Source organism: Enterococcus sp. E4-150 (assembly GCF_035726465.1).
Lineage (GTDB): Bacteria > Bacillota > Bacilli > Lactobacillales > Enterococcaceae > Enterococcus_B > Enterococcus_B faecium.
Window position 1 is genome coordinate 341,396 of record NZ_JAPRGK010000001.1, and the last position, 14,204, is coordinate 355,599.

At 39.2% G+C, this 14,204-nt stretch carries 14 protein-coding genes; 11 read left to right on the forward strand and 3 right to left on the reverse strand.

Going from position 1 to position 14,204, the window contains the following annotated elements; all coding sequences use genetic code 11:
• Positions 1-54 precede the first annotated feature (54 nt).
• The 6 genes from OZ002_RS01620 (at position 55) to OZ002_RS01645 (ending at position 7,194) form a co-directional block, all read left to right on the forward strand.
• A complete protein-coding gene (locus OZ002_RS01620) occupies positions 55-369 on the forward strand; it encodes a rhodanese-like domain-containing protein (protein WP_002294651.1) in 315 nt (104 codons plus the stop codon).
• A 1-nt stretch (position 370) separates the two neighbouring features.
• Positions 371-2,026, forward strand: a complete 1,656-nt coding sequence (locus tag OZ002_RS01625; protein WP_104856061.1) for an FAD-dependent oxidoreductase — start codon at positions 371-373, stop codon at positions 2,024-2,026.
• An 82-nt stretch (positions 2,027-2,108) separates the two neighbouring features.
• Positions 2,109-4,244 (forward strand): HelD family protein, encoded by a 2,136-nt coding sequence (locus OZ002_RS01630; protein ID WP_325082759.1) that lies wholly within the window; start codon positions 2,109-2,111, stop codon positions 4,242-4,244.
• 174 nt (positions 4,245-4,418) lie between these two features.
• A complete protein-coding gene (locus OZ002_RS01635; RefSeq protein ID WP_002307905.1) occupies positions 4,419-4,928 on the forward strand; it encodes a hypothetical protein in 510 nt (169 codons plus the stop codon).
• Complete coding sequence (locus tag OZ002_RS01640) at positions 4,925-6,229, forward strand: glycosyltransferase family 2 protein (RefSeq protein WP_002319539.1); 1,305 nt, start codon at positions 4,925-4,927, stop codon at positions 6,227-6,229. Before OZ002_RS01635 ends, OZ002_RS01640 begins: the two co-directional genes overlap by 4 nt.
• 107 nt (positions 6,230-6,336) lie before the next feature.
• On the forward strand, positions 6,337-7,194 hold the full coding sequence (locus OZ002_RS01645) for an LPXTG cell wall anchor domain-containing protein (RefSeq protein WP_002307908.1): 858 nt from the start codon (positions 6,337-6,339) through the stop codon (positions 7,192-7,194).
• A 110-nt stretch (positions 7,195-7,304) separates the two neighbouring features.
• Here the strand turns inward: OZ002_RS01645 and OZ002_RS01650 are convergent, their stop codons facing one another.
• Positions 7,305-7,625, reverse strand: coding sequence for a putative heavy metal-binding protein (locus OZ002_RS01650; protein WP_002292575.1), 321 nt, complete (start codon positions 7,623-7,625; stop codon positions 7,305-7,307).
• A gap of 152 nt (positions 7,626-7,777) precedes the next feature.
• On the opposite strand from OZ002_RS01650, the gene dhaM reads away from it, so the two are divergent.
• From dhaM to OZ002_RS01675, 5 genes are all read left to right on the forward strand, one after another.
• Entirely contained in the window at positions 7,778-8,173 is a 396-nt protein-coding gene (gene dhaM / locus OZ002_RS01655) for a dihydroxyacetone kinase phosphoryl donor subunit DhaM (RefSeq protein ID WP_002304157.1), read from the forward strand.
• The gene (gene dhaK, locus OZ002_RS01660; protein ID WP_185052995.1) at positions 8,148-9,158 is read left to right on the forward strand and encodes a dihydroxyacetone kinase subunit DhaK; all 1,011 of its coding nucleotides are present in this window, start codon (positions 8,148-8,150) and stop codon (positions 9,156-9,158) included. The genes dhaM and dhaK overlap by 26 nt, the downstream gene beginning before the upstream one ends.
• A gap of 27 nt (positions 9,159-9,185) precedes the next feature.
• A complete protein-coding gene (gene dhaL, locus OZ002_RS01665) occupies positions 9,186-9,791 on the forward strand; it encodes a dihydroxyacetone kinase subunit DhaL (protein ID WP_123840116.1) in 606 nt (201 codons plus the stop codon).
• A 146-nt stretch (positions 9,792-9,937) separates the two neighbouring features.
• On the forward strand, positions 9,938-10,603 hold the full coding sequence (locus OZ002_RS01670) for a glucose-6-phosphate 1-dehydrogenase family protein (protein WP_123840117.1): 666 nt from the start codon (positions 9,938-9,940) through the stop codon (positions 10,601-10,603).
• Between the two features lie 282 nt (positions 10,604-10,885).
• Positions 10,886-11,545 (forward strand): Crp/Fnr family transcriptional regulator, encoded by a 660-nt coding sequence (locus OZ002_RS01675; protein ID WP_002289290.1) that lies wholly within the window; start codon positions 10,886-10,888, stop codon positions 11,543-11,545.
• A gap of 76 nt (positions 11,546-11,621) precedes the next feature.
• Here OZ002_RS01675 and OZ002_RS01680 read toward each other — a convergent pair whose 3' ends face one another.
• Both OZ002_RS01680 and OZ002_RS01685 read right to left on the reverse strand, forming a co-directional pair.
• Entirely contained in the window at positions 11,622-13,232 is a 1,611-nt protein-coding gene (locus OZ002_RS01680; RefSeq protein ID WP_002331935.1) for an ABC transporter permease, read from the reverse strand.
• A 12-nt stretch (positions 13,233-13,244) separates the two neighbouring features.
• Positions 13,245-14,126: an ABC transporter ATP-binding protein gene (locus OZ002_RS01685; protein WP_002307912.1), complete on the reverse strand. Its 882-nt coding sequence runs from the start codon at positions 14,124-14,126 to the stop codon at positions 13,245-13,247.
• Positions 14,127-14,204: the final 78 nt, after the last annotated feature.

Genomic DNA, 14,204 nt, shown 5'->3' on the forward strand with positions numbered 1-14,204 from the left:
TCTGTTTAATATACCCCATGAGGTATTTATAAAAATGTAAATGAGGTGCAGAAAATGAATTTGCTATTTCAATCAATAAAATCGATAACAGTCCCAGAATTAAAGGAAAAGCTTTTGGAAAATCCAGCGTTACTTGATGTTAGAACACCTGCAGAATACCGGGGCGGGCATATAAAAGGAGCTAAAAATGTTCCATTACAAAGTATAAACAGATATGATGGAGACAAAGAAAAGACCGTCTATGTGATTTGTCAATCAGGGATGAGGAGTAAACAAGCAGCTAAAGAATTAAAGAAATCTGGTTATGATGTAGTGAATGTACGTGGTGGCATGAATCAATGGTTTGATCGAACAGTAGGAGGGAAATAAGATGAAAATCGTTATTGTCGGAGGTGTAGCAGGTGGAATGTCTGCTGCTACACGGCTTCGCCGATTAATGGAAGATGCAGAAATCGTTGTTTTTGAAAAAGGACCGTATGTTTCTTTTGCAAATTGCGGCTTGCCTTATTATCTTTCGGGAGAAATCAGTGAACGGGAAAATCTTCTTGTCCAAACGCCAGAATCATTATCCGCTCGTTTTTGTTTAGATGTGCGTCCAAATCATGAAGTGACAGCCATCTTTCCCGAAAACAAAACGGTAGAAGTCGTACATGAGGGTCAAAAACACATTGAACAGTACGATGCATTGGTTTTATCTCCTGGTGCAAAACCAGTTGTTCCATCGATTCCAGGGATAACAGAAGCCGACAATGTTTTTTCTATTAGAAATGTACCAGATATCGATAAAGTGATGCATGCATTAGAAAAACAGCCAAAGCGTGCTGTGATCGTTGGTGCAGGATTCATCGGATTGGAAATGGCAGAAAACCTAAAAAGAAGAGGTTTAGAAGTCATGGTGATCGAACAAGCACCACATATTCTTCCGACACTGGATGAAGAAATGGCAGCTTTTATAGAAAAAGAATTGTCTCATCAAGGAGTAGAAGTGATTACTTCTCATGCTGTCGCTAGATTTGAAGATCACGGGAAACGATTGCGACTGGATGATGGGCGTACCATCCCTGCTGATTTAGTTATTTTATCCATTGGTGTTCGTCCTGATAACCAGCTAGCAGTGACCGCTGGAATCGAATTAGGCATACGCGGGGGTATCCTAGTAGACGAACGTTATCAAACGAATATTCCTGATATTTATGCGGTGGGGGATGCTATCGTTGTAAAACAGCAAATCACTGGAAAAGATGCACTTATTTCTCTTGCTTCACCAGCCAATCGTCAAGGTAGACAAGTTGCGGACACGATTTCCGGAATTTCTCGAAGAAATCAAGGCGGTATTGGAACAGCAATTATACGAACGTTTGGAATGACTGCCGCATCCACCGGATTAAGTGAAAGAACAGCCAAAGAAAACGAGCTGTCTTTTGAAGTCGTTCATGTGTCAGGAAAAGATCATGCAAGCTATTATCCAGAAGCAACAGATATTTTACTGAAGTTGATCTTCCATCCAGAGACTGGCGAGATTTATGGTGCACAAGGTGTTGGGGCAAAAGGTGTGGATAAACGGATCGATATTTTAGCAACAGCAATCAAAGGGCATTTGACGATCTTCGATTTGCCGGAGTTAGAATTGACGTATGCACCGCCATTTGGCTCAGCCAAAGATCCAGTAAACATGCTAGGATATGCAGCAATGAACATTGCAGAAGGGCTTAGTGAAACCGTACAATGGCATGAATTGCCGACAGAATTAGCAAAAGGGAAAATTTTATTAGATGTGCGAACAGCAGAAGAATTGGAAAAGGGCAAATTCAAGGAAGCCAAACATATCCCTTTGAATGAACTTCGGGACCGATTAGATGAATTAGACAGCCAGCAAGAATATATCGTCAGCTGTCATAGCGGATTACGTAGCTATCTAGCGGAAAGAATCTTGAAGCAGTCTGGCTACCACGCAAAAAACCTTGATGGTGCATTTTCTTTATATCAAACTGTCCGACCTGAAGAACTGATATATCCTAACAAATGATACTCGTTAAAAAGCTTGCATTCGACTCTTAAAAGAGGTAGACTGATCGGTTCCACCACTTTAAAAAAAGAGGAGAATGTGTATGGTCAACACACAAAAGCAGTTAGAAGAAGCACATCTGAAGAACGTGTATCAAAAGCTAATCGATAAAAGAAACGAACTGCGGGAATCGATGGATATGGCAAAAATAGAAGGAAACCAGTCGCTGAAAGAAATGGCTGGCGATCTTCGATTGAATTTTGACAGTTATTTAGATAATTTGGATACTTTTTCGATGATTGAAATGAAAAATAGAGAAATCGATCAGATGAATATCAAACAGAAAAACGCAGAAAATCAGCTGGCAAAGATCGAACGTTTGTTGAAAAGTCCCTACTTTGGAAAAGTCGTTGTAGATTTTCTAGATAATGAGCCACAAGAATCCTTTTATATTGGTACAGCAAATTTCACAGATGATGCAGATGAGAATCTTGTTTATGATTGGCGATCGCCAATTGCCGAACTTTTTTACAATAACATGATTGGTCCATCTTCTTATACGGTTCGTCAAAATAAAATCGATACGGTTATTAAAGAAAGACGACAATTTATTTTGGAAAGAGATCGTTTGGTCAAGTTTTTTGATACGTCTGTAGCTATTCAAGATGACGTATTATTAGAAGTCTTAGGTCAAGATGAGACCAATGAAATGAAGGCTATCACTGCTACGATCCAATCGGAACAAAACACAATCATTCGGGATGTGAAAAGTCAAAATATCTTGGTAAATGGCGTAGCAGGAAGTGGTAAAACCTCTGCTATCATGCAGCGTATTGCGTATCTGCTCTATTTATATCGAGATACGATGACATCCGATGACTTGCTGATTCTATCACCTAATCATCGGTTTATCGACTATATTTCGAATGTCCTACCATCATTAGGTGAAAGAAATCCACTGAATCTAACCATCATACAGCTGGTTTCACAGCTTTCAGCAGAGGAAATAGAAGGTGAAGAGGCTTATTTCAAACGTATCACGGGAGAAAATGTATCGGAGCAGACAGAACGTTTGCGTAGCAAAAAGTTTATCGATAATCTAAAACAATCAGATCCTTTGTTTTTAGACCATCCGAATTTTATCCGTGGACTTACTAAAAATGGAAAAACAGTCCTTTCTAAAAAAACGATCGAAAAAATATATGAGAAAGTTCCTGCTCATCCTAAATTGATCGATAGGCTTCAAGCAACGAAAAAGGCACTGATGAGCGAATGGAAGAATCATCTTTTGAAACAAGCAAAAAGTCCTGCTGTGCAGAATCAGGTACTCTCGTTGACAGAAGATAGGCAGTTGGAATTATTCGGTAAATTGATTTCTGATGATTCGGAACAAAGTATTGCAGCTTATGCAAGGAAACTTTTACAAAAAAAATATCGAAAAATAACCAGACAAATCGAAGAAATGGCATGGGTGGAGGAGCATCAGTTGTTTGAAAGAATTTATGAAAAACGATATGGCTCAGCTTATGCTTGGCAACCCACACGTACTGTTGATGAAGCAGTCATTATATTAGCTATTCGTCATTTACTTGTTGAAAAGGTAAATGTACCAGCATTTCGCTATCTATTGATTGATGAAGTACAAGATTATACCCTGGCACAATTAGGTCTATTGATCGAATTATTTCCAAAAACTCACTTTACTTTAGTAGGTGACGAGAATCAGGCAATCTTTAATTCTTCCACTACTTTTGCTGATATTATGCATTGTTTCGACGACTACCATCTGCCGATCCATCGGTATGATCTTAGAAATAGTTACCGTTCTAGCGGAGCAATCACAGAGCTTTTCAAAACCTATGCTGTGGATCAAGAGAAGATCGACATCGTATCGATCCGACCGCAAGGAAAAGAACCCGAATACCGCTCTTTTCGATCCTCTGAAGAATTGTTGAAAATACTAGCTGAGATTTTGGTTTCTCTAAAAGGAGAAAAAGCGGCAGTTATCACCCAAACAGAAGAGGAAACACAAACGCTACAAGAATCGATTAAAAAAAATTCATATGGATTAGAAAACTGCCAAATCATTCCTTTGAGTCTAGCAAAAGGACTGGAATTTGATCATGTAATCTTATATCCATTTGAAAACGATGGAGATGAGCAAAGAAGACGCAGACAAATGTACACGGCGATATCTAGAGGAATGAAAAGCATTGTCGTATTGGAAAGAGCAACATAATTAAGAGATAAAAAATAAAAAGAACAACTGATAAAAAGAACAAAATATTTTTCATTTGCTGATGAGAAATGTTTTGTTCTTTTTCTTAGGAAAAATTTAGGAACACTTTATGTGAAAAGAAATGAAATGTATGGTAAACTCCTACGTCGTAACAAAAAAACGTGAGGTGAGGATATGAAAAAAGTAACAAGAGAAGAAGTTGCATCAATTTTGGTGAAAGATAAGTATTTTTCAAAAGGTAATTACTGGTTAAAGATTTGGCAAACGTTAGTGGCTCTTTTAGGATGGATGATCGTTGTTCTTCCTTTTATATGGGTGTTTTTCCCATTAACGAGACCAGAAAGAGCCAAGGATTTTTCCTTGTACGCTTTTTTATCAGAAAAGAAAATGCTGTATTTCTTAATCGGCTTTTTTGTATTGATTTTTTTCAGTTTCCTGATTACCTCATTTGTATTGACTAGGTGGAACAATCGAAATCTATACAAAAAAGTAAATAAATCTTTTGAATATGAAGATGAAAAATTGAAAAAAAGACAAGAATTACTTGAAGAAGTGTATACGGAACGTTTTGGAACAAAAGAAGAGAGAGAAACGGTCCGTTTTTATTCTGTCTCCGCGGAGCAAAATCTAGATACGACATTCATTGCAGATTTGTATAAAGAAAATGGGGTGGAACTGAAATGATCTCAATCACCCATACAGGTAATTTATTCTTAGATACTTGTTTGTCTATTATGTATTTTTTTCTCGTTTCTTATCCGATTTTAGGCGGATTTGTATGGTTTATTGGTGTCTGGTGTTATGTGTTTTTATACAAACATAAGCAAAAAGAATGGGTAGATGTTCCCTTGAGTGTCGAACCGTTCATCACGATCATGGTGCCAGCCCATAATGAAGAAATTGTGATCGAAGATACAATCGAGTATTTGATGACGAAATTGAATTATCACAACTATGAGGTATTAGTGACAGACGATGGTTCAACGGACCAAACACCAGAAATATTAGCTAGACTGATGAAAAAATACGCTAATCTTCGTGTGGTTCGGATCGAAAAAAATAAAGGAAAAGCCCACGCGTTTAATATCGGACTTGCCTTTGCAAAAGGGAAATTGATTTTAAGCAATGATGCAGACACGGTACCGGAGCCAGATGCACTGATTAGGTATGTGAATTATTTCATTCGCCCTGGTGCAAGACATATTGCTGCGGTCACTGCAAATATGGATGTCCAAAATCGTACCAAATTGATTGCAAAATCTCAAACGGTTGAATTCTCAAGTATCGTGGGTATCATCAAACGAACACAGTCAGCTGTTTTCGGTGGTCTTTATGCGTACAGTGGAGCAAATACGATGTATCGAAAAGAAGCCTTGATCGATGTGGGCGGATTCAGACAAGATCGAGCGACAGAAGACATCAGTATTGCTTGGGATCATCAGTTAAATGATTGGGTATCTGTATTTGCTCCTGGGATCATCTTTTTCATGGAAGTACCTGTGACGTTGAAGATGCTATATCGACAAAGAAAACGTTGGGCAAAAGGTGGAACAGAAGTCTGGCTGACGAATTTCAAAAAAGTGATGCTCCATCCTTTTAAACATATTGGAAGAACGATCATCTTCATTGATCAAACATTGAGTATTGTCTGGTCAATATTCTTTTGTATTTCCGTAGTTCTTTTTGCTGGATTAATCGGGCATTATGTATATCAAGGAAACTACGAACAGATTTATATTACTTTTACATTCAGTTTTGTGTTCATCTGCTTTGAAATGGTCGCAGGATTTTTCCAGTTGCTAGCTTCGCTGATTGTAGATGATCGACGAAGAAAATTGAAATACCTTCTTTTCGCACCACTATATATGCTTTTGTTCTGGATAGTGAACGCGATAACGATCGTGACGACTTTCATTCCAGCAGTCAAAACGATTTTAGGTTATGGAAGCGGGACATGGAAAAGCCCGGAACGTACAAAAAAATAAAAGATGCACCGTTTTTTAGACAAACAGCCTGTTGTGTTTATGGTTCTTCCAAACATTTTTGCTTATAATAAGAAATTAGTTAAAAAGTAGTAAGGATGGGAAAAGTGATGAAAAAAAGAATGAAGCCGTTAATCTGGCCAATTGCTGTTTCCAGTATTTTCTTATTGGGACAGACAGCTTTTGCGGAAACTTCTGAACCTGCTCAAACAGAACCTTCAACAACTATAAGCTCTTCTGGTGCTGAAAACGGTGCCTCGGAAACAGAAATGACTTCCAATGTACCGACAGATAATTCAGGAGAAACGATTTCGTCTTCAGAAGATACATCAATAAATAGTTCTACCTCTTCTGACCCAATCGATCATTTGCAAGACTTGGAAAATAAAAGAAAAGAACTCGAAGAAGCATTAGAGGCTGCAAAAAACAAATTGAAAGAAGACCAAGCAGCAATCGATCAAGATTTAGCTGATCTTAAAAATAAAGCGGGAAATGATCGTGCACAACTTGAGAAAAAGCTTGCTGAAGCGAAAGCAAAAGCGGAAGCTGTCCAAACAGATCTTGACGGGAAGATCCAACAAGCAAAAGAATTCAATCAACAATTAGATCAGGTTGCTCAAACAGCTTCTGGAAAGCTAAGTCAAACTCAAGCGGATATCACAGCGGCCAGTCAAGCGATCCATGGAAAGATCAGCGAAGCGCAAACAGTTGCTAATGATTTTGAAGCAAAAAAAGCAGACTTAGCAGCTAGTTTCCAACGAATAAAAAATATTTTGCATTCGGCAGGAGAAAAATCAGTGGCCTCTGGAACCACGACAGAAACAGTTCATCAAACGACAGAGCCATCCGAATCAACAAGTCAGACTTTACCAAAAACAAATGAAAAAACAGCTTCTGTCAATTATTCCTTCGTAGGCACAGGTGTGCTAGTTGCAGCAGCTTACGGAATCATTCGCAAAAAGAAATAAAAAAGAGAGAATGGGAAGGTAGTGAACCTCGAAGTTAGACTGAAAAATCTAACTCTTGGGTCCCACTACATGTCCCATCTCTTTTTATTTATTAAGACAGCTATTCCTACTTATCTTGTGGAGACAGCTGTTCCACTACATGTGACCATCAGCATGCCATTGTCGCTGCCTAATACTTCGTAGTCCATTTTTACGCCGATGATTGCATCAGCTCCTAATGCTTTTGCACGTTCGGCCATTTCCGCAAGGGCTTCTTCTCTTGCGCCCATTAGTTCATTTTCATAACTTTTTGAACGGCCGCCGAAGACGTTTCGCAAACCAGCCCCAAAATCTTTCAATACATTGATCCCAGTAATAACTTCACCAAAAACGATTCCTTTATAAGCTACTACGGTTTTTCCTTCCACACTATTCGTGGTTGTTGTAATCATTCGATCACTCCTCTCTTTAATAAAAGTATAACAAAGTTCAAGATGCGCAACACATATTTTCCCAAAATTAGGAATTTATTATATACTTGAATTGTTCATTAATGAAAGCGAAACCAATCGTTAGCAACTATGTAAAAGAAAGGAAGATTCTTGTGAAAAAGAGTATTTTGCTTATTTCTCATAGTCAAAAAGTAACAGATGGTATTAAAGAAATGATTGAGCAGATGCAAAAATCCGAAGAGGTGCAGATCTTTTCTCTCGGCGGAATAAATGGCGAGATCGGATCAGACCCGATGAAAATCGTAGAAGCTGTCAATGAATCAAGTGATGCAGCTAGTTATTTTGTTTTTGCGGATATCGGCAGCGCGGTATTGAATTCGGAACTGGCAAAAGACATGTTGGAAGAAGAACAGCAGCAACGTTATCATCTGGTGGATGCGCCTTTAGTGGAAGGAGCTTTTGCAGCAGCCATCACTGCCGGTATAACGGATGATACTCAGCAAATCTTAACAGAAGCACAAAATGCCGGAAAGAAAGGATGGGAATAAATTGAAAAAAATCATGAATGATCCAAGCAATATTGTCGAAGAAATGCTGGAAGGATTAGTAAAAAGCTATCCAGAACTTGTTCATCGTGTAGAATTTTCCCGTGTTGTAGCCAAGAATCAGAAAGCGGAACAAGTTGGTTTGGTTTCTGGTGGAGGAAGCGGACATGAACCATCCCATGCCGGGTTTGTAGGGGAAGGAATGTTAAGTGCAGCGGTGCTTGGTGATGTGTTTACTTCTCCAACTCCAGATCAGATTCAAACGGCTATCAAGGAAGCGGATAGTGGAAAAGGAGTTTTACTGATCGTTAAGAATTATACAGGGGATGCATTGAACTTCGATATGGCAAAGGAACTAGCTGCTATGGACGATATTGAAGTAGAAAGTGTGATCGTAGATGATGATATCGCCGTTGAAAATAGTACGTATACTGCCGGAAAACGCGGAGTCGCAGGTACTGTCCTTGTACACAAAATCGTGGGCGATGCAGCAAGAAACGGTGCTTCTCTAGCAGAGTTGAAAGAACTGGGAGAAAAGGTCGTACAGGCAACTAAGACGATCGGTGTAGCGCTTCGAGCAGCAACTGTACCAGAAGTAGGGAAACCAGGATTCGAACTGGGAGAAGATGAGATCGAGTACGGTGTTGGTATCCATGGTGAGCCAGGCTATCGTCGAGAAAAGATGCAGCCTTCTAAAGTACTGGCAAAGGAACTTGTTACTAAGATTTTAGATGATTACTCGAATTTGCCAAAAGAAGCAGGTGTACTAGTCAACGGAATGGGCGGGACGCCTTTGATGGAACAGTTCGTGTTCATGAATGATGTTTTAGCTTTGTTGGAAGAAAGAGGAGTCAATGTAGTTTTCCGAAAAGTCGGTAATTTCATGACTTCACTAGACATGCAAGGTCTTTCTCTGACACTGATCGACTTGACAGGGACACAATGGAAAGATTCTTTAGAAAGCAATGTACAGACGATTTCATGGTAAAAAATCTCAAGATAAAAGGGTGATAATATGAAACTAACCGTTCAAGAAATCCAAGAATGGCTCACGCAATTTGCAGAGGCAATCAATCAGAACAAACAATATCTCAGTGATCTAGATACCCCGATTGGCGATGGAGACCACGGAAATAACATGGGAAGAGGAGTTTCAGCTTATGAAGAAGCTTTTCAAGCCGATCATCCTGAAACAATCAGCGATACATTCAAAGTATTTTCTATGGCGATGATATCGAAAGTCGGTGGGGCTTCTGGTCCGTTATACGGATCTGCATTCATGAACATGATGAAAGCGACAAAAGAGGTCGATTCTATTGATTCTCAAGAAAAATTAGGAGAAGTGATCGAGCAGGGAACAGCGGGTATTCAAAGCCGAGGAAAGGCAGAAGCTGACGATAAAACGATGTTAGATGTTTGGCTGCCAGTCACAGAGGCATTGAAGGCAGGGAATTTAACAAAAGAAATCATTGACCAGGCAAAAGAACACACCAAAGACTTGGTAGCTAAAAAAGGACGAGCTTCCTATCTAGGAGAGCGTGCAATCGGACATATCGACCCAGGAGCTGCTTCTAGTGCCATTTTATTTTCAATGCTTTTAGATGTGATCAATCAACCTTAAGTTCAATAAAACTGCGGTGATGCTCATCGCAGTTTTTTGTTTGGCTGTTCTTATGACTTGATGCAGAACAGCTTTTTCACAACCTCTATTTGTCCATATCGCAAAATTCAGGTAGAATACAAAAGATAACGTAAAGAGGCGAAACAATGGAACTTGGAAAATCAGATTATCAGTTGTTTGATCGACCAATCTACGCATTCAAACAGCTCAAAGAGAGCCATCCAACAGATAAGATCGAACAAATCAAGAAAGAATATAAAGAACACTGGCAAAAATGGAAAGAGATTCAGCTCCAGACAGCTGCACTTTTGCCTGATATGTACGGCATGAGCAAACCTAAAATCGAAAGCTGGACGAATGGCTGGAATTTACGCAGTCATTTTTGGAGCGCGTACCGAAGCGAATCTCGTCAAGACGAGAATGCCTGTCTAGCAGTTTTGTTGAATCAAAAACAATACCAAATCTATTTGATGTACCAACATTATAAAAGCGAAGAACGATATGGTAGCATTGCAGCGTATAGCCAGTTGCTTGCGATACTGAAAGAGTGGAGCAAAACAGTCGATATCAAGGATTATTACATATGGCCGCAACCAGAACATGAACTTGACGACCACTTAGCTTTGTCTGACTATTTGTCCGATACAAAGAAACAAGAAGAGTTGAAAAAAGCGATGAGAGACCGAACCTTTCAAATGGGTAAACTATTCTTCTATCCGCAAGAAATCGAACACGTTGAGCAAATAACCGCTGAAACCTTACAAGAACTAGCACCACTATATCAAAAGCTAGGTGCGGAAAAATTTCAATAGACAACACGAAATAAGCAATGCGAAAAACAAACCTTACTCTCGGCTTGCGAGTGAAGGTTTGTTTTTGATTATTCAAAAAGTAAATATTTAAAAAATTGATAGGAATCAATTACTTAAGGTCTCAAAAGAAGGAAAATAAAGCAAGTGACAAAAAGAAATCCACTCTATTTGCTGGTATCTGGTTCGCTTGACGTTTATGCTATGATAAAAGAAAATTATCAGTTGGAATAAGGCAAGCCATGTTCCTTTATTAGAAATAGCTGTTTAGAAGGAGGAGAGATTATGAGTCATGATCATTTATGTGTTTCATTTGTTCCTTTGTTCAATCACTTAGTACAGCAAGATCAAGAAAAAGTACACGCACTTGTCAAACATCACTATGTGGAAAAAGGAGAACAGATTCTTGCGCCGAATGGAGAACCTCAATTAGTGATCGTGGCCTCCGGCAGTATGAAAGTGTATCAATTATCTGCTAGCGGAAAGGAACAGCTTTTACGAGTAATAGAGCCGGGCGGATATGAGGGAGAGAGCCAGTTGCTAGGCGTTCCAAATGAGTCTTTATTTGGCGAAGCACTAGAAAAAACGGAAATTTGCATATTGAGACAAAAAGATTTCTCGGAACTCTTACTGCATTATCCCGCCCTTAGTCTGAAACTTTTAGCAATCAACGTTGAGAAATTAACAAAAGTACAGCAGCAGACAACTTTTTTGATGATGGAAAAAGTAGAAGAACGAGTCGCTGTCTATCTGCTTGACTTAGCTAAAGCGACAGGGAAGGATCACTTTTTCCTGCCAATGAAAATGAAAGAACTTGCTGCATTTATCGGTACGACCCCCGAAACTTTATCTAGAAAATTTAAATTATTAGAGGAGAATGGTTATGTAAAAAGAAAGAATCGAGAAGTCTGGATCATTGATAAAGAGCAGTTAGAAGACTTGTAAATAAAAAAATGACCTCCAAATGTTGGATTTTTGACCCAGATTTGGAGGCTAGCATGAAATTGTACATGCTTTTTTATTATCCTTCTAGTAAGTCTCTTCGCCTATAACCAATAGAACCAAGAACGAACAGTGCAAGGCTGATACATGATAACATAAGGAACACGGAAAGATCAAAAGAATCGTTTGGCATCCGTGGAACCCAGCTAGGGACAGCTGTTTTGGAAAACCATTCTGGTAAATCCAAAATTCCGCCAAAGTAATTGAGTGCAAAGGAGTAAGCTAAGTAGATATAAGCAAGTTTACCCATTCGAGGAAGCCATCCGAATAGAAAGCCACTAATTCCGATAAACACTAAAACGGCAGGCAGGAAATTGAACCCGGCTTTAAGAAACATCAATAGATCCATGTCTTTCGCATCCTTCATCGAAGCCAAAGCAGAAAGCCCTAGTGCACCAGAACTAATCAGGATTGCCAATATAGCAAATAGAATAGCTAGTAACATATTGGTCCAATAAAGTTGGTTCCTAGAAATTTTTGTTGCGAACAGCTGATTCATACGTCCGTGGGTTTCTTCTGTAAATAAACGATTGATGCTAGCAATTGGTAAAATAGCAGCTAGACAAATCAAGACGACCATGATCGTGCTTGTAAAGTTTTTTTCAATTGAGACGCCAGATTGGATAAACATCTGTTTCATTAAGTCGTTACTTTCTAAAAACTGTTGCATATTCCCGTAGATAGAGCCGTATGCCGCCCCCATCAAACCAAAAGTGATAAGCCAACTGATTGTCATCCCTTTATTTAGATAGAATAATAAACCACGCAAGGATAAAAGAGAACGTTTAGCATACGGTTTTCCTTCACGTTCGGGGATATAGCCGGTGTTCAAATCTCGATGTTCCTCTAAAACAAATGAACTGATTATCAAGATTAGACTGAACAAAAACAAATAAAGCAAAGGAATCCAGTTGTTAGTTGTAAATGGATAGGTCAAATAAGACCAGCCTAAAGGATTCCACATCGAAAGGGAGGAATCAGCTACATCTGTTATTGCTCGTAGAAGGTAAAGTCCACCTAAAAACGCTAAAGACAGACCATTCGAACTGGCTGAACTTGGCATCAGTTGTGCAGCAAACAGTGCAACGGCACTCCCCAAAATCCCCATACTACCTACAGATAGCCCAAAAAGCCAAGCACCTTCTGCAGTGATCGAATCTGCTTGGAAAAAAATCATCGTACAGCTGATCGATATTGCTAAAAGCAAATTGATCAGAATACTTTCAGCGATGACAGCTAAAGAGTTTGCTTGACGTCCGACTCGAAAGGAACGAATAAGTTCAATCAGACCAAGTTCTTCTTTTTTTCTCGTTTGGCTCACCACGTGTAAAACAGAGATCACAGCAGCAAACAAACTGCAAAAAAGCAACATTTCATTTGCATACATCGCTCCTAAAGTATACTCAGCAGCATTCGAAGCTGGAGTTGGTCCGACCATTGCAATCATTGCCGGGTTTTGCAAGGTTTCGTATAATCCAGCTAATCCTTGTCCGGAAGTCAATTCTTCAAACGCAGGGACAAAACCACCAGAAAAAGCAGTGACACCGACTAGCCATATCAGTATCTTTTTCCAGTCACGGCTAAGGTTTTGAGAAAAAAGGGTGGACCAGCGTGAAAATTTATCAGTCATTTCGCTTCCTCCTCATCCTTCATAATGTCTCATGAATAAATCCTCAAGAGTCGGTGGAATAGATTCAAATTTTTTCACACCTAATTTGGACGCTTCAGCTAAAATCACATCGAAAGCTTCGTTATCAGCAGCAAATTGAGCGAGGTGACCTTTTTGCACAAAGTCATGGACACCGTTCAATTGTGCTAAGTGACTATTCTCTGCTTCTGTTTCTATAGTGATGGTCGAACGAGTCAAATGACGCAATTCATCGAGTGTTCCTTCTTCTACGACTGTTCCTTCGCGTATGATCACGACTTTATCGGCTAGTCGCTCGACTTCACTGAGAATATGAGAAGAAAGTAGGATGGATTTGCCCTGTTCTTTCAATTTTTCAACTTCTTCTTGGAAAATCGTTTCCATCAAAGGATCTAAACCAGAAGTAGGCTCATCAAATAAATAGAGATCCGAATCAACAGCCAAAGCAGCAATCAAGCCCACTTTTTGGCGATTTCCTTTTGAATAGTTTTTTGCTTTTTTCTTAGGATCAAGAGAGAAACGTTGAATCAGTTCATCTTTTTTTTGAGCATTCCCTTTTCCATGAAGCTTCATGAAGAGATCGATGATCGCTCCTCCAGTCAAATTTCCCCACAAAGAGATATCGCCTGGAACATAAGAAAGACGTTCATGGATAGATAAACTATCTTCCCATACATCTTGCCCAAAAATCGTTGCCGTTCCGCCGTCTTTTTTTATAATCCCTAAAAGTGTCCGAATCGTCGTGGATTTTCCAGAACCATTTGGTCCGATAAATCCAACGACTTCACCTGAATGTACGGTGAAAGAGACATCTTTTAAAGCTTCGAAACGACCAAAGCTCTTTTTCAAATGTGTGACTTTGACGATTTCTGCCATAAAAACCCCACTCCTTTTTCTAAAAATATATACTAAACAAGATTAAATAGTTTAATAAAATGGTTTTATACCTTTTTA

Excerpts from the sequence above, each read along its gene's own strand:
- OZ002_RS01620 (WP_002294651.1), top strand. The coding sequence starts at position 55 with ATGAATTTGCTATTTCAATCAATAAAATCGATAACAGTCCCAGAATTA.
- OZ002_RS01625 (WP_104856061.1), top strand. The coding sequence starts at position 371 with ATGAAAATCGTTATTGTCGGAGGTGTAGCAGGTGGAATGTCTGCTGCT.
- OZ002_RS01630 (WP_325082759.1), top strand. The coding sequence starts at position 2,109 with ATGGTCAACACACAAAAGCAGTTAGAAGAAGCACATCTGAAGAACGTG.
- OZ002_RS01635 (WP_002307905.1), top strand. The coding sequence starts at position 4,419 with ATGAAAAAAGTAACAAGAGAAGAAGTTGCATCAATTTTGGTGAAAGAT.
- OZ002_RS01640 (WP_002319539.1), top strand. The coding sequence starts at position 4,925 with ATGATCTCAATCACCCATACAGGTAATTTATTCTTAGATACTTGTTTG.
- OZ002_RS01645 (WP_002307908.1), top strand. The coding sequence starts at position 6,337 with ATGAAAAAAAGAATGAAGCCGTTAATCTGGCCAATTGCTGTTTCCAGT.
- OZ002_RS01650 (WP_002292575.1), bottom strand. The coding sequence starts at position 7,625 with ATGATTACAACAACCACGAATAGTGTGGAAGGAAAAACCGTAGTAGCT.
- dhaK (WP_185052995.1), top strand. The coding sequence starts at position 8,148 with ATGCCGGAAAGAAAGGATGGGAATAAATTGAAAAAAATCATGAATGAT.
- dhaL (WP_123840116.1), top strand. The coding sequence starts at position 9,186 with ATGAAACTAACCGTTCAAGAAATCCAAGAATGGCTCACGCAATTTGCA.
- OZ002_RS01670 (WP_123840117.1), top strand. The coding sequence starts at position 9,938 with ATGGAACTTGGAAAATCAGATTATCAGTTGTTTGATCGACCAATCTAC.
- OZ002_RS01675 (WP_002289290.1), top strand. The coding sequence starts at position 10,886 with ATGAGTCATGATCATTTATGTGTTTCATTTGTTCCTTTGTTCAATCAC.
- OZ002_RS01680 (WP_002331935.1), bottom strand. The coding sequence starts at position 13,232 with ATGACTGATAAATTTTCACGCTGGTCCACCCTTTTTTCTCAAAACCTT.
- OZ002_RS01685 (WP_002307912.1), bottom strand. The coding sequence starts at position 14,126 with ATGGCAGAAATCGTCAAAGTCACACATTTGAAAAAGAGCTTTGGTCGT.